The sequence below is a fragment of the Longilinea arvoryzae genome (assembly GCF_001050235.1).
Lineage (GTDB): Bacteria > Chloroflexota > Anaerolineae > Anaerolineales > Anaerolineaceae > Longilinea > Longilinea arvoryzae.
Window position 1 is genome coordinate 87,791 of sequence record NZ_DF967972.1, and the last position, 13,386, is coordinate 101,176.

16 protein-coding genes are annotated in these 13,386 nt (G+C 58.7%); 7 read left to right on the top strand and 9 right to left on the bottom strand.

Annotation, left to right across the window (positions count from 1 at the left end):
• Window position 1: 1 nt before the first annotated feature.
• The 3 genes from LARV_RS00385 to LARV_RS00395 are packed head-to-tail and all read right to left on the bottom strand — an operon-like array spanning window position 2 to window position 2,354.
• On the bottom strand, window positions 2–1,588 hold the full coding sequence (locus LARV_RS00385) for an amidase (RefSeq protein ID WP_075071778.1): 1,587 nt from the start codon (window positions 1,586–1,588) through the stop codon (window positions 2–4).
• A gap of 6 nt (window positions 1,589–1,594) precedes the next feature.
• Window positions 1,595–1,915 (bottom strand): Asp-tRNA(Asn)/Glu-tRNA(Gln) amidotransferase subunit GatC, encoded by a 321-nt coding sequence (locus tag LARV_RS00390; RefSeq protein WP_075071779.1) that lies wholly within the window; start codon window positions 1,913–1,915, stop codon window positions 1,595–1,597.
• A 22-nt stretch (window positions 1,916–1,937) separates the two neighbouring features.
• Window positions 1,938–2,354 carry a hypothetical protein gene (locus LARV_RS00395; protein ID WP_075071780.1) on the bottom strand — a complete coding sequence of 139 codons (417 nt, stop codon included), beginning with the start codon at window positions 2,352–2,354 and terminating at the stop codon, window positions 1,938–1,940.
• A 339-nt stretch (window positions 2,355–2,693) separates the two neighbouring features.
• Between LARV_RS00395 and LARV_RS00400 the strand changes: the two genes are divergently transcribed.
• Both LARV_RS00400 and cyaB read left to right on the top strand, forming a co-directional pair.
• Window positions 2,694–3,095 carry a hypothetical protein gene (locus tag LARV_RS00400; RefSeq protein WP_075071781.1) on the top strand — a complete coding sequence of 134 codons (402 nt, stop codon included), beginning with the start codon at window positions 2,694–2,696 and terminating at the stop codon, window positions 3,093–3,095.
• A 57-nt stretch (window positions 3,096–3,152) separates the two neighbouring features.
• Window positions 3,153–3,800: a class IV adenylate cyclase gene (cyaB, locus tag LARV_RS00405; RefSeq protein WP_075071782.1), complete on the top strand. Its 648-nt coding sequence runs from the start codon at window positions 3,153–3,155 to the stop codon at window positions 3,798–3,800.
• A 173-nt stretch (window positions 3,801–3,973) separates the two neighbouring features.
• Here the strand turns inward: cyaB and LARV_RS00410 are convergent, their stop codons facing one another.
• From LARV_RS00410 to LARV_RS00420, 3 genes are read right to left on the bottom strand one after another with little or no spacing between them, the layout of a single operon-like run.
• Window positions 3,974–4,378: an OsmC family protein gene (locus LARV_RS00410; RefSeq protein WP_075071783.1), complete on the bottom strand. Its 405-nt coding sequence runs from the start codon at window positions 4,376–4,378 to the stop codon at window positions 3,974–3,976.
• A gap of 15 nt (window positions 4,379–4,393) precedes the next feature.
• The gene (locus LARV_RS00415) at window positions 4,394–4,675 is read right to left on the bottom strand and encodes a metal-sensitive transcriptional regulator (RefSeq protein ID WP_075071784.1); all 282 of its coding nucleotides are present in this window, start codon (window positions 4,673–4,675) and stop codon (window positions 4,394–4,396) included.
• A 46-nt stretch (window positions 4,676–4,721) separates the two neighbouring features.
• Window positions 4,722–4,928 carry an FmdB family zinc ribbon protein gene (locus LARV_RS00420; RefSeq protein WP_075071785.1) on the bottom strand — a complete coding sequence of 69 codons (207 nt, stop codon included), beginning with the start codon at window positions 4,926–4,928 and terminating at the stop codon, window positions 4,722–4,724.
• Window positions 4,929–5,153: 225 nt separating this feature from the next.
• Here LARV_RS00420 and LARV_RS00425 point away from each other — a divergent pair, with 225 nt between their 5' ends.
• The 4 genes from LARV_RS00425 (at window position 5,154) to LARV_RS00440 (ending at window position 7,929) form a co-directional block, all read left to right on the top strand.
• Window positions 5,154–5,792, top strand: coding sequence for a hypothetical protein (locus LARV_RS00425; RefSeq protein ID WP_075071786.1), 639 nt, complete (start codon window positions 5,154–5,156; stop codon window positions 5,790–5,792).
• A complete protein-coding gene (locus LARV_RS00430; protein WP_075071787.1) occupies window positions 5,785–6,099 on the top strand; it encodes a winged helix-turn-helix domain-containing protein in 315 nt (104 codons plus the stop codon). Before LARV_RS00425 ends, LARV_RS00430 begins: the two co-directional genes overlap by 8 nt.
• A gap of 39 nt (window positions 6,100–6,138) precedes the next feature.
• A complete protein-coding gene (locus LARV_RS00435) occupies window positions 6,139–7,068 on the top strand; it encodes an ABC transporter ATP-binding protein (RefSeq protein ID WP_075071788.1) in 930 nt (309 codons plus the stop codon).
• 123 nt (window positions 7,069–7,191) lie between these two features.
• Window positions 7,192–7,929 carry an ABC transporter permease subunit gene (locus LARV_RS00440; RefSeq protein ID WP_075071789.1) on the top strand — a complete coding sequence of 246 codons (738 nt, stop codon included), beginning with the start codon at window positions 7,192–7,194 and terminating at the stop codon, window positions 7,927–7,929.
• A 253-nt stretch (window positions 7,930–8,182) separates the two neighbouring features.
• Here the strand turns inward: LARV_RS00440 and LARV_RS00445 are convergent, their stop codons facing one another.
• The 3 genes from LARV_RS00445 to LARV_RS00455 all read right to left on the bottom strand — a co-directional run bounded on the left by LARV_RS00445 (window position 8,183) and on the right by LARV_RS00455 (window position 10,296).
• Window positions 8,183–9,241 carry an NAD-dependent epimerase/dehydratase family protein gene (locus tag LARV_RS00445; RefSeq protein ID WP_075071790.1) on the bottom strand — a complete coding sequence of 353 codons (1,059 nt, stop codon included), beginning with the start codon at window positions 9,239–9,241 and terminating at the stop codon, window positions 8,183–8,185.
• Window positions 9,242–9,484: 243 nt separating this feature from the next.
• Window positions 9,485–9,916 (bottom strand): hypothetical protein, encoded by a 432-nt coding sequence (locus tag LARV_RS00450; RefSeq protein ID WP_075071791.1) that lies wholly within the window; start codon window positions 9,914–9,916, stop codon window positions 9,485–9,487.
• Window positions 9,913–10,296 (bottom strand): PadR family transcriptional regulator, encoded by a 384-nt coding sequence (locus LARV_RS00455; protein WP_075071792.1) that lies wholly within the window; start codon window positions 10,294–10,296, stop codon window positions 9,913–9,915. Before LARV_RS00455 ends, LARV_RS00450 begins: the two co-directional genes overlap by 4 nt.
• Window positions 10,297–10,647: 351 nt before the next feature.
• On the opposite strand from LARV_RS00455, the gene LARV_RS00460 reads away from it, so the two are divergent.
• Window positions 10,648–13,122 carry a tandem-95 repeat protein gene (locus tag LARV_RS00460; RefSeq protein WP_075071793.1) on the top strand — a complete coding sequence of 825 codons (2,475 nt, stop codon included), beginning with the start codon at window positions 10,648–10,650 and terminating at the stop codon, window positions 13,120–13,122.
• Window positions 13,123–13,386 lie beyond the last annotated feature (264 nt).

The window sequence follows — 13,386 nt, forward strand, 5'->3', positions numbered from 1 at the left end:
ATTACACCAACGCCTGCGGGCGAACCTTGCGCCACGCGTCCGTCTCCGTGGCGGTTTCATAGGCCCGGCCGATGCGCAGCAGCACATCTTCGGTGTAATCCGGGCCGAGCAGTTGAATACCAATGGGCAGGCCCTCGCCGTCCAGACCGCCGGGCAGCGAAACGCCCGGTACGCCGGCGTGGTTGGCCGGCACGGTGAGCTGGTCGGCGTACTGCATCAGCACCGAATCGCCGTACAGCGCGGCCATCTTGAAGGCCGTGGTCGGCGTGGTGGGCGTGAGCAGCGCGTTCAACCGGTAGGGGCCCTTGGGATCGAAGACGCGCTCGAAATCCTGGCGGATGAGCGTGCGCACGCGCAGGGCGCGGTTATAGTACTGCTCGCTGTACTGGGCAGCGGATACGTACATCCCCATTAGAATACGCAGCTTGGGTTGCGCGCCAAAGCCCTGCCCGCGCGACTGACGGTACATCTCGCGCAGGTCGTTCATCGGTTGCGGGGTGCGGTAACCGTACTTCACGCCATCGAAACGGTGCAGGTTGGAGGCAGCCTCGACGCGGCTGATCACAAAATAGGCCGGGATGCCAAAACGCGTGTTGGGCATGGGCACGCCCTCGACGATTTCGGCGCCCTGGGCGGCCAGCAGGTCGGCGGCGCGGCGCACGGCGGCTTCGATCTCGGCCGGCAGGGGCTGGGTTTCGAACACGCCGGTCTGCGGATTGGGATACGTGATGCGAAAATAATCCGGCGACAGGCCGATACGCAGGCCCTTGATGCCCTGTTCCAACGCGGCCACGTAATCGGGCACGGCCACGGCGGCCGCGGTGCTGTCGCGCGGATCGGCGCCGGCGATGGTGTTCATCATCAGGGCCGCGTCGGTCACATTGCGCGCCACTGGTCCGGGGCAATCCAGGGAGGAGGCAAAGGCAATCAGGCCGTAGCGCGAGACGCGCCCGTAGGTGGGTTTCATGCCCACCACGCCGCAGAATGCAGCCGGCTGGCGAATGGAACCGGCTGTATCGGTGCCGATCGAGAGCGGCGCCTCGCCGGCGGCCACCGAGGCCGTGCTGCCGCCCGAGGACCCGCCCGGAACGCGGTCGAGTTTCCAGGGATTGCGCGGGCTGGGCTGGAAGGCCGAGGATTCATTGGATGAGCCGTAGGTGAACTCGTCCAGGTTGACCTTGCCCAGCATCACCGCCCCGGCAGCCTCCATGCGCGCCACAGGAGTGGCAGTGTAAGGCGCGCGAAAGTTGGCCAGGATGCGGGAAGCCGCCGTGGACGGCGTATCTTCGACGCAGAAGATGTCTTTGACGGTAAAGGGAATGCCGGCCAGCGGGCCGGGATCTTCGCCGGCGGCAAATTTGCGGTCCACCGTCTCGGCCTGGGCGCGGGCGCGCTCGGCCGTCAACGTGATGAACGAATGCACCCGGGTTTCATCTTCGGCATTCAACGGGCCCGAATCCAACGTCCCCGGCCGTCCGTCGACGGCGGCGATGCGCTTAAGGCTGGATTCCAGGATTTCAACAGCAGAAATGCGGCGCTGGCGCAGTAACAATGCCAGCTCATGCGCGGAAAGATCACAGAGTTCCATAAATGCTTATTCCAATGTCGTATGCGGGATATCCGGGACGACGATATAGGAGTCGCCGGTTTCAGGCGCCTGAGCCAGAATGTCCTGCGGATTCGGATAGGGATGCCACGCATCTTCGCGCGGCGCCGGGCTGATCTCAGCCGTATACGGCACACCGTGTGAGGTGGCGGTTACATTGCCGTCCAGTGGAATGTCTTCCAGTTCCTGGATCGCTTTCAATTGATTATTGAGCTGTTTGCGTACGTACTCGGCTTCTTGCGGATCGAGCGCCAGAGCAGCCAGCTCGACCAGATGATTAAAGATTTCAGGTGTAATGGCTTCACTCATAGGATTTGTTGCTCAACTTGTTTTACGGGTAGGCTACCGCCGTGTTGGTGCTGGTGGCGGTTGGAGGAACAGGAGTATTCGTCGGCACCTTCGTCTTGGTCGGGGTCAGGGTTTTGGTGGGAGTGCTGGTCGGCGTGGGAGTCCGGGTCGGCGTGTTCGTCGCCGTCGCCAGTACAAAACCGGTCGCCGTTGGGAAGGACGTGGAAGACGGGCGCAAGGTGGTGATGCCGCCATACAGCGGTGTGGGAGTCCAGGTGGCCGGCAGCACGCGCGGGGTATTGGTCGGGGTAGGCAATTGAATGGGCGCCGGCAGCGTTTCGGGCGGGAAAGGATTCATGGGAGAATAAGGATCGATGAAGATCTGCAGGAAGATCACGCTCACTAACACGAGCGCCAGGGTAACCATGATTGCCAGAATGTCCCAAAGTGTTAGTCGCATGCCGCTGTCCTTTCCATTTCTCCGGCCGGAAAGCCAGGATTCCTTCAGTCAGTATATCCGAGTTTTGATGCCTGTCAAGAAAAGGAGCCGTCAGCCGGCTGGATCGAGTCTTACAATTGGTTTGCAGATCGCCAGGCGAGATCTTCCAAACCCACCAAAGCCCCGATTTCCCGAAATCGACAGTTCCAGACAACACCGGGGCATGCTATAATTCCATCTGGTTATGATTGACTCCGCGTCTCGACGCCGTTATAAAATTCAGGCTCCATCTCTTGTGGACCTGTTTCAGCCAACCGATGAAGTGAATTTACAGCACCGCCAGTACGAGGGCGACTTTCGATGAGTTCGCGCCTGGAGGATTTCGGCCGCTGGGTGTCAAACGCCCTGACGATTGCTTTCTGGGCCGGGCTGGTGCTGCTGGGCGGGCTGCGTCTGTGGCAAAGCCTGACCCTGGAACCCTGGCTGGTCGAAGTGGGTGTAAAACCCGGGCCGCTCTATCTGACCCTGACCGGAACCGCCCAGGCGCTGGCAGCCGGATTGGCGCTGGTCGCGTATCTATCCAGGCGGCCCGGGTCCAAATGGCTGGTGCGCGCATTGGCCGGACTCTGGTTGCTGGGTTTTTGGATCGACCGGATATGGATCGCCGTCTCGCCGGCAGCGCAGATCAACAACCTCTTTGTGGCCGTCTTTCTGGCTTTGTGGCTTTTGATCATCTGGGCAGCCACTTCCCAACAAAACTGAAAATCGGCGGTCGGTCTCTTTCGAGTAAAATTGAATCAGGGGAGAAAAGAAAACCGGATGAACCCTAAAGAGCAAGAAATAGAAGTAAAGTTTTACGTTCGAGACTTGGCAAAAGTCGAGCAGCATCTTCAGAAGGCCAACGCCAGCTTGAAGCAAAAGCGCATGTTCGAGACCAACCTGCGCTTCGACACCGCCGACACTGCCCTGGGCCGCCAGCGCCGCGTTCTGCGCCTGCGCCGCCCGGCGCCCGGCTTCACCTCCGACGATCCGCAGGGACTGTTAACCTACAAGGGACCCACCCAATCCGGGCAGGCCATCAGCATCCGCCAGGAAATTGAAGTCGTGGTCAGCGATTTCGAGACGGCCTACCACCTGCTGGAAGCTCTGGGGTACCAGCTTGTGGTCATGTATGAAAAATGGCGCACGGTCTATGTGCTCGATTCGGTGGACATCGATCTGGATCAGACGCCGTTGGGCAACTTCATCGAAGTCGAAGGACCCAACACGGCCAAGATCCAGGAAGTGGCCCAGAAGCTCGATTTGGACTGGGAAGCGCGCAGCGGTGAAAGTTATATGGCGCTGTTCAACCGCGTCCGCCTCGCCAAGGAACTGACGGTGCAGAATTTGAGCTTCTCCGAATTAAGCGGCGTGGAAGTCGGCCCGCAGGATATGGGGCTTCGTTCCGCCGATGACCGGTATGTTTAACAGGATAAACAGGATGATTAGGATGAAAAGAAGAAGAGATCTTTTCTTCATCCCGAAAATCCTGTTCATCCGGTTTTTTTGCCTGTATGTTTACCAGGGATAAACGAAATCATCAGGATGAAGAGAAGAAGAGATCTTTTCTTCATCCTGAAAATCCTGTTCATCCTGTTTTCTTATTCCAGTATTTCAAATGAATAGCTGATCTCAGCCACGCCCCGTATCGTCGCAGCCACCGTACAGTACTTTTCTTCGGCGATGCGAATGGCGTCATCCACCGATTTCGGGTCCAGATTTGAGCCCTTCAGGCGATACATCAGGTGGATTTTTCGAAAGGGCCAGGGATTTTTTGCATCCTGCTCGCCGTCCACCTGAATTTCCAGGCTGGTGAGCGACTGGCGTTTCTTTTGCAAAATTTCGACCACGTCGACCGCAGTGCAAGATGCCAACGCCACCAGCAGCAGGTCGGAAGGCGACATGCCCACATTTTCCTCGGCGGTGGATACCACGACCGAATGTTGGGCGGAATCGACCCCGATGAATTGCTTGCCGCCAATCCAGCGAACGGTTGAATGGGGCATGGGCTGCTTCTCCTGCTAGGGAGCCTTGCCGAGCAACGCCACCAGCTCTTGCGCCAGGCGCTCGCGCTGCTCGCGGTCACTCGCTTCGCTGTTTTCCAATAGACAATCCGAGATATATTGTTCCAGGAATGCCAGACTGGCGCCCTGGGCGGCCGAGCGGATGGCGGCCAGTTGCTGAAGAATCTCCTGGCAGTCCCGTTCCTGCTCGACCATGGACTGCACACCGCGCACCTGGCCTTCGATACGTCGCAGGCGTTGGATGAGGATCTGCTTCGAATTTGGATCCTGCAATTTCATTCGATTTTCTTTCTAACCTGCACACGGCAGGTTGCAGTTAACCCGCTCAGGAAAAATGCCCGCCGCCGGAGCAGGACGTCGAGGATGAGTCGCCGGACGAGCCGGTGGAGCCGGTCGCAACCCGCGAGATTTGCTTATGCGTTTCCTTGCTGCCGCAGGCCGGGCAGATCGGAGATTGATCGGCTTCGCTGAAGCGCGCGATGCGTTCGAATTCCTGGCCACACGCTTCACAGACATATTCATAAATCGGCATGTTTCTCACCTATACTATACCAGAGTATGGTATTAAGTTTATCCAGGGTGCGCCGGACTGTCAATTATTCTGGCGCAGGTTAAGACGAATGTAATATCCCACCCCATTTTCGAGGGCGAGGAATTGTTTTTTTTAGCCAAAGGGCTTGACGAATCGACCGGCACGAGCTATAGTAGATGTATACGGTTTGCATTACAAACCGGTTTGCACCTGGAGAACTTCGCGATGAACGATCCCATTCGAAACAATCTCGCCCGACCGCAGCGTTACTGGTACGTCGACGGCCTGGCTGAAATGGCCGGCGGCGGGGTGATTCTTCTGCTCGGCCTGACCTACGCCATTGGCGGCCTGTTACCGAAAGGCCCGTGGCGCGGCTTGGTGATCGGCATCGGCCAACCGGTCATCATCCTGTGCTCCGCCTGGGCCGTTCGCCGTGTAGTCAGCACTCTGAAAGAACGCGTCACCTATCCGCGCACCGGTTATGTCCAATACCGCCATCCCAGAGGCTCTAACCGCTGGTCGCGCGTTCTGTTGATTGGCTTTTTGGCCATGGCAATTTCGATCGCCGTTACCCTGCTGGGACGGGGGTTGCCGGAGCAGGTCTGGCCGGCCTTCACCGGTCTGATGTTGGGCCTGGCGATTGCCTATCTGGGGGCGCGTATCGGGCTCAAACGCTTCTTCGCGGTGGGGTTCTTTTCGATGCTCCTCGGAGCAGTGGTCTGCTGGCTGAATCCGCCTTATCCATGGCCCTATTCGCTGCTCTTCGGCCTCGAAGGATTGGCCTGGATCGTTTGTGGTGCGTTGGTGCTGCGGCATTACCTGCTCTCCACCCGCCCGTTGGATGCGGGGAACTCCGATGAGTGACGAACTGCACCGCATCACCGAGGTAGACCGCCTGATTCACGAACCGGCGCGTCTGTTGATCGTCACCCTGTTGGTCCCGGTGGAGAAAGTCGATTTTCTCTACCTGCTGCACGAGACCGGATTGACCAAGGGCAACCTCTCGGCCCACCTGAGCAAGCTCGAAGAGGCCGGCTATGTGCAGATCGAAAAAACCTATCGCGGCAAGATCCCCCAAACGCTGATCCAGCTCACCCCGGCCGGAAAGGAAGCGTTCGAAGATTACCGCGAAAAATTGAAACGAATCGTCTCTCGTCTTTCACAGGAATAACCTGCCGGGAAGAAAATCCTGGCTTTGAGGAGGTTTTGGATGTCTGTATCGACTGTTATTCGCACCCGGGCCCTGTCCCGTTATTTCAGCGCGGTGCACGCCGTGGACCAGGTCAGCTTTGAGGTCAGCGGCGGCACGGTATTTGGCTTCCTGGGGCCGAATGGCTCCGGGAAAACCACCACCATTCGCCTGCTGTTGGGCCTGCTGGAACCCACTTCCGGCCAGGCTGAGGTCCTGGGGCAGGATACGCGAAGCGGCGGAGACGCCATTCGCCAGCGCTGCGGCGCCCTGTTGGAGCATACCGGGTTATACGAGCGCCTGAGCGCAGAAGAAAACCTGGATTTCTATGGGCGAGTCTGGCATTTGCCGGCTGCCGATCGTTCGGCCCGCATTCACGAGTTGCTCAGCGGCCTGGGCCTGTGGGACCGGCGCAAGGAGACCGTTGCCAACTGGAGCCGCGGCATGAAGCAAAAACTGGCCGTGGCGCGCACCCTGCTGCACCGCCCGCAGCTCATCTTTCTGGACGAACCCACCGCCGGCCTGGACCCGATCGCTGCGGCCGCGCTCCTGGACGACCTGGATCAACTGGTGAAGCAGCAAGGCGTAACGGTCTTTCTGACCACGCACAACCTGGGCGAAGCCGAAAAGTTATGCGACCGCGTGGCGGTCATTCATCAAGGCAGGCTGCTCAGCATTGGTTCGCCGGATGAGCTGCGCCTGCGCCAGGGCGGCCGCCGCCTGGAAATCGTCGGGCGCGGCTTCAACGAGACCGCGCTGGCAGCCCTGCGCCAACGCTCCGAAATCAAGGCCGTCAGCCAGGAAGACCATCACCTGGTGGTGGACCTGTCCGGCGATGTGGACACCGCTCCACTGGTGCAGCTTCTGGTCAGTCTGGGCGTGCAAATCGACGAAGTGCGCAAGGGCAAAGCCAGCCTGGAAGAGGTATTTTTGGAGCTGGTAAAGGAATAGGAACTGAGTTCTGAGTTCTGAGTTCTGAGTTCTGAGTTCTGAGGAAGAAATTACCAAGTTCCATGATTCTTACCTGATCAACTCAGTACACATTCCTCTTTGACGATTCAATTGGAGTCTCCTATGTTTACAGATATCATCACCATCATTCGCAAAGAATGGAAAGAAATGTTCATGATGCGCGGCAGCCTGCGCGGCGGGCTGACCAATCTGCTCATCCAGTTCGGTGTATTCGGCGTGTTCATCCCCTGGCAGTTTGCCTCCGATTGGTTTAAATCCCCGCTCAATCCATTAATCTGGTCGTGGATGCCGGTTTTCATGGCCACCTGGATGGTGTCGGATGCAATCGCCGGCGAACGTGAACGTCATACCCTGGAAACACTGCTGGCCAGCCGGCTGAGCGATCGGGCCATCTACCTGGGCAAATTGAGCGCCGCCATCCTGTACGGTTTCGGTCTGGCGTTGGTCAACCTGCTGCTGGCGGCGGTCACAGTCAATCTCGTTCACCCCGGCGATGGCCTGCAATTTTATCCGCTGGGATTCTTCTTCCTCATTCTGGCCTTCGACATGCTGGGTTGCGGCCTGCTGGCCGGGCTGGGTGTGCTGGTCTCGTTGCGCGCTGCCACTGCCCGGCAGGCTTACCAGCGCATGAGCATAGTCCTGATGGCAGTGTGGCTCCTGCCGGTGGTCGTGGTGCCGATGCTGCCTGAATCCTGGAAAGCGCCCATGATGGCTGTGTTGATGAACGCCAACTACAATGCCATTCTCTTATGGGTCTGCCTGGGGCTGCTGGTTATCGACGGCGCATTGGTGGCGGCCGGCCAGACACGCTTCAAACGCGCCCGTCTGGTCATTGAATAAGGGGTTTCACCTTGAAGGATTCACCACAGAGACTCAGATTCCACAGAGAGTTTTGTGAAAAAAGAGAAGATCTCGCCTAATTCGGCAAATGATGGGAAAGAATCCCACCAAAGGGTCAGTATTTCCAAGACGAGGAAAGAGAATTTCTTCTCTTCCCTCGTCTTTTTCATTTTTCTTCTCCGTGTCCGCCTGCACCCGTAGGGTGCCGTGTCTTCGTGGTGAATCCTCTTCATCCAATTCAGCTTTCCCGGATTTACGAGGTTCTTCTTTCTTTTTCCAAAGATTCTTCTCCGTGTACTCCGTGTCTCCGTGGTGAGTCTTCCTCTTCTTCCCACCGCTTGCGGTACCACGCCACAGCCTCGCTCAACGCCTCGCGCACCGGGGTATAGCTGAAACCCAGTTCGCGTGCCGCCCGGCTGCCGTCGAAATCGAACCCGTTATAAAGCGTCCAGGCGGCGTCCACCGAAAGTCCCCAGGGCGGTGGAGTCTGGGTCAGATTGCTGCACAGCGTAAACCAGTACGCCGCCGCGATGACGACAAAATCGGGCAGGCGCATCCACGGCACACGCACCCCGGCCACATCACAGATCTCGCGCGCGTAATCCATGCCGTTCAAACGCTCCCCGCCGATCAAATAGCGTTTACCGACCGTGTCAGGTTGTTTCGCGGCCTCGATGGCGGCTTCAACCACATCCTCGACCGAGGTGTAGGTTTCCACGGAGCGGCGGAAGATGGGCGTGGGCACCCGTCCACGGATCAAATCCTGGATATAAATCCCGGACGGTTTGTCATCGCCCGGGCCGAGCACGATGCCGGGGTAGAGCGTCACCACCGGCAGGCCGCGCGTGCGGTACAGCTCCCACACCACCTGATCGCCTTCCGCTTTCGACCGGCCGTACGTGCTGAACTGGCGCGGTCCGGCCGGCGAATCTTCATCGAAGGGACGCCCGGCCGGTTTGCCGAGCACCGCCACCGTGCTGACGTACACCACCTTGGCCACTCCGGCTTCCAGCGCGGCTTCCATGACGCAGCGCGTGCCCTCCACGTTGGTCTGCCAGAATTCCTCCGGCCGCGGATGCCACATGGCGTACAGGTTGGCCAGGTGGAAAACCCAATCGCAGCCCCGCATGGCGTCACACAACGTCTCGCGGTCGGTCAGGTCGGCGGTGATGATCTCGGCGCCCAACGCGCGCAGATTTTCCGTCCGGCTGGTCGAACGCGCCAGGCAGCGCAGTTGGTGGCCTTCCGCGGCCAGGCGCTGCGCCAGATGTGAACCGATGAAACCGGTTGCTCCGGTGATGAATATCTTCAAGCGGATTCCCTCGCGTGCAGTGATGGTGTAAAGTCCGGTTTATTTTACCCCGCGCGGGAATGGGAAGGCTTGAGAAAAGTGTAAGGTGGAGAAGAGGTGAGGAGTGAACCGTGATTCGTTATTCGATATTCGCGATGCTTGATTCATGAAACGCCTCACACCGCATGCCTTACGAATCACGAATCACGACGTGCGAATTACGATTACCGAACCACTCCTCACCCTTCACACTTCACGTCTCTTCTACGGAAACATCTCCTCCTTGCGCGGGCGACGACGCAGCAGCAAATAGACGACCGCCAGCATCACGCCCAGGGCAAAGATCAGGAAATGAAAAACCGTCGGGAGCAGAGTACTGGTGTGCATGCTGAAGCCCAGCATGACCAGCCAGGCCACGCCCAGAAAACCAAAGCCGGTCGGCACCCGATCTTCGAGCTGCGCCTGCCGCCAGCGCGGTGTTGCCAGCAGCAGCACCCCCGGCGTCAGGCAGGCGATCACCAGAATGAACCACAGCCCGTACCAGCCATCAACCATTATGAAATGATTGCTGCGCGCCTGAAGCATTTGAGCCGGCAAATCAATGAGCGCCACCAGGAGCAGCGTAATCCCCGCCCCCAGGTAGATCAGCAGGGTCTTCTTCCATTTTTCCAGCTGCTGTTCGAGTGTCTCGGTCATGATTTCTTCTCCTCTCCATGTCCGTTCTGCATCAGCCTTTGAATGGCGTCGGCCACTGGCGATGTCTGAAAGACAAGCAGGTTGCGCTGGGTGAAACGAATGAGCAGGTCGCGCCCTTGTGCGGTGAGCGAATAATAGCGCCGGGCCGGGCCCATTTCGGAAGGCTGGCGCTGGCTGGTGATTAATCCGAGCTGTTCGAAGCGGTTCAGCGCCCGGTACAGGCTGTTATCGTCCGCCGAGATGGTGTTCTGCGACAGCTCGTGGATGAGCGGATTCATCTCGAACGCATAGGTCGGGCGTTGATCCAGCAGCAGCAGGATCCAAAAGCTAAGCAGCCCTTTTTTATAGGTACCTTCCCAGGTTTCCAGCAAATCGTCCATGAGATTCGGCCCTGACTATTGAACCAATTGAGTATTATACAAATAGTATAATAGTAAAAAAGGAAAAAGTCAAGCCCGGGCCGCCTGGAATTCCAAAGATCGTGCCAGACCGGCATTTCTTAAACCGACCTGTAAGGTTACAAAACTGCCAATCGATCGATGATGTATTCTTCATCGGTTATGTTGTAAAATAATCGAAATGCGCGTAGGGGGAAGGAATCGCGCAGCGGCATTATTCCAATAATCCGGATCGCTATTCATCTCCCTCGCCGATCTTCATAACCCGACCGTCTCCATGAAAGTTCAATTTTCATGGTCGAATTTATGGTGCTCATATCTGGGGGAACGAGAATGACGAATCCATCCAACTTCAAACTCATTAATCTGGGCCTCACGTTGATCATCGCCCTGGGCTGTGTTTTCAGCGGGATCACGCCTGTTCAGGCGGCTGCTCAGGGATTGTCGAATACCTATACGCAGAGCTTCGACGGTCTGCGCGCATCGGGCAGCGGCGCCTGGGTCAATGACAGCACCCTGCCGGGCTGGTATGCCTCCCGCAACCAGATCACGGCCGACAACGGCTCGTCCGGCGCGGGTGGGATGTTCAGCTATGGTTCGACGGCCTCCGCCGAACGCGCCTTTGGTGCCCTGCCCAAGAAGAACACGGGCGGCACCATCTACAAGGGTCTGCTGCTGCAGAATGACACCCTCAATGAGATCACCCGCCTATACGTCGCCTTTACCGGCGAGCAGTGGCGCAACAGCGCCGGCGGGACTCAAATCCTCGCCTTTAGTTATCAGGTCGGCGCCTCGGCGATCACCAGCCTGACCGCCGGCGCCTGGACCAGCCTGACGAGTCTGGATTTTTCCGCCCCGGTGACCAGTGGAACCGCCGGCGCGTTGAACGGAAACTTGCCCGCCAACCAGCGCCGGCGGACGGCTCAATTTAGCGTCGCCATTCCGGCCGGTAGCTACATCATGCTGCGCTGGACCGACGCCGACGAACAGGGCGCCGATCACGGCCTGGCCATCGACGATCTGGTGGTCAGCCGTTACGACCCCCCGCAGGCCGCCGCGGATGCCTATCAGACGTCCGAAGACACCCCGCTGACCATCGCAGCGCCCGGTCTGCTCGCCAATGACACCGCCCACCAGGGGCAGCCCCTCAGCGCGGTCCTGGTCGACCAGCCCTCGCACGGCGCCGTGGTTTTGAACGCGGACGGCAGTTTCACGTACACCCCAACCGCCGACTGGAATGGCAGCGACAGCTTCACCTACACCGCGAAAGAAGCCGGCCTCGCTTCCGCTCCGGCTGCCGTCACCCTCACGATCAGCCCGGTGAATGATGCCCCACGGGCTGCGGCCGACGGCGGCACGACCGATGAAGACGTTCCCCTGGTGCAGCCGGCCCCGGGCGTGCTGGACAATGACAGCGATGCGGACGGCGACGCCCTGACCACCGCCCTGGTCGACGGCCCGTCTCACGGCAGCCTGACGTTGAACTCCGACGGCAGCTACACCTATACCCCGAACGCCGACTGGAACGGGACAGACAACTTCACATACACCGCATTCGATGGCGTGGTTAACTCCAGCGTCGCCACTGTAACATTGACAGTCAACCCAGCGGCGGATGCGCCAAGAACGACCCCGGACAGCTATGATGTCGACGAGGATGCGCTCTTATCGATTGCCGCGCCCGGTCTGCTGGAGAATGATACAGACGCGGACGGCGATAATCTCACCGCCGTGTGGGTGTCCGATCCTTTGCATGGTGTTCTCGCACTGAACGCAGATGGCAGTTACACCTACCAGCCGGATGCGAATTGGAACGGAGATGACAGTTTCACCTACCAGGCCAGCGATGGTTTCTTACTTTCCGCCGTCGAAGCCGTTACCCTACACGTACAACCCATCAATGACGCTCCGACGGCTATCGAGGATGGTTATTCGACCCCAGAAGATACGCAATTGAACGTGAATGCGCCCGGTGTGTTGGGTAATGATACAGATCGGGATGGGGATGGCTTAAGTGCGCACCTTGTTACCGACGCATCCCACGGCGACCTGACCCTGAACGCCGATGGCAGCTTCTCCTACCAGCCAGATTCAGACTGGAATGGAGACGACAGCTTCACCTATGCCGCCCACGACGCCGAGAGTACGTCTGGTACGGTCACTGTTGAATTGACCGTCAACCCGGTAAATGATGCCCCAACGGCGACCGCCGATACCTACAGCCTGGTCGAAAACGGTTCACTGTCCATCCCGGCCAACGGCGTGCTGGCCAACGATATCGATGTGGACGGCGACGTGCTGACGGCGGTCCTCGACAGTTCCACCTCGCACGGCAGCCTGACGCTCAACACGGACGGCAGCTTCAGCTATACCCCGGCGGCCGATTGGAACGGCAGCGACAGTTTCACCTATCACGCAAATGACGGCGCGGCGAGTTCCGAAACCGTCACCGTGACGCTGACCGTCGATCCGGACAACACCGCCCCGTATCGGATCGCCCCGCTGCCCGACCAGAACCATCCGGCGCGCACGCCTTACAGCTTCGACACATCTGCTTATTTTGGCGATAGCGATACCGGTGATGTGCTGACCTTCTCAGCCCAACTTGTGGACGGCAATCCGCTCCCTCCCTGGCTGAGTTGCAATACCGCCAGCGGGGTTTTGAGCGGTACACCGCCTCTTGCCGCAATTGGTGTCTACTCCATCCGCGTTACGGCATCCGATGGAAGTGCAACCGTATCGGACGATTTTGATTTGACCGTGGAGGATAATCCATACCGTTTATTCATCCCCATGGTGCTTCGCTAGTTATTTCGTTCGGGTTGCACGACCCATATTCCACAGCGGCGGGGGAACACCCGCCGCTGTGACATTGTTCGTAGCCGCGGACCTGCGTGTCCGCTTCCATCTGTTGCCGTGGACCTGCGTGTCCGCCAACCCGGCTTGACCGCCACAAAGAAAGGATCGGCCTCCGCTTGTAGCCGCGGACCTGCGTGTCCGCTCTACTCTAAATCACTCCCCGGATATTATTCGGATAAATCGGTTTCTTATTTATTTTCGAAAGAAATTCCG

Coding starts and splice junctions, on each gene's coding strand:
- LARV_RS00385 (WP_075071778.1), bottom strand. CDS start 1,588: ATGGAACTCTGTGATCTTTCCGCGCATGAGCTGGCATTGTTACTGCGC.
- LARV_RS00390 (WP_075071779.1), bottom strand. CDS start 1,915: ATGAGTGAAGCCATTACACCTGAAATCTTTAATCATCTGGTCGAGCTG.
- LARV_RS00395 (WP_075071780.1), bottom strand. CDS start 2,354: ATGCGACTAACACTTTGGGACATTCTGGCAATCATGGTTACCCTGGCG.
- LARV_RS00400 (WP_075071781.1), top strand. CDS start 2,694: ATGAGTTCGCGCCTGGAGGATTTCGGCCGCTGGGTGTCAAACGCCCTG.
- cyaB (WP_075071782.1), top strand. CDS start 3,153: ATGAACCCTAAAGAGCAAGAAATAGAAGTAAAGTTTTACGTTCGAGAC.
- LARV_RS00410 (WP_075071783.1), bottom strand. CDS start 4,378: ATGCCCCATTCAACCGTTCGCTGGATTGGCGGCAAGCAATTCATCGGG.
- LARV_RS00415 (WP_075071784.1), bottom strand. CDS start 4,675: ATGAAATTGCAGGATCCAAATTCGAAGCAGATCCTCATCCAACGCCTG.
- LARV_RS00420 (WP_075071785.1), bottom strand. CDS start 4,928: ATGCCGATTTATGAATATGTCTGTGAAGCGTGTGGCCAGGAATTCGAA.
- LARV_RS00425 (WP_075071786.1), top strand. CDS start 5,154: ATGAACGATCCCATTCGAAACAATCTCGCCCGACCGCAGCGTTACTGG.
- LARV_RS00430 (WP_075071787.1), top strand. CDS start 5,785: ATGAGTGACGAACTGCACCGCATCACCGAGGTAGACCGCCTGATTCAC.
- LARV_RS00435 (WP_075071788.1), top strand. CDS start 6,139: ATGTCTGTATCGACTGTTATTCGCACCCGGGCCCTGTCCCGTTATTTC.
- LARV_RS00440 (WP_075071789.1), top strand. CDS start 7,192: ATGTTTACAGATATCATCACCATCATTCGCAAAGAATGGAAAGAAATG.
- LARV_RS00450 (WP_075071791.1), bottom strand. CDS start 9,916: ATGACCGAGACACTCGAACAGCAGCTGGAAAAATGGAAGAAGACCCTG.
- LARV_RS00455 (WP_075071792.1), bottom strand. CDS start 10,296: ATGGACGATTTGCTGGAAACCTGGGAAGGTACCTATAAAAAAGGGCTG.
- LARV_RS00460 (WP_075071793.1), top strand. CDS start 10,648: ATGACGAATCCATCCAACTTCAAACTCATTAATCTGGGCCTCACGTTG.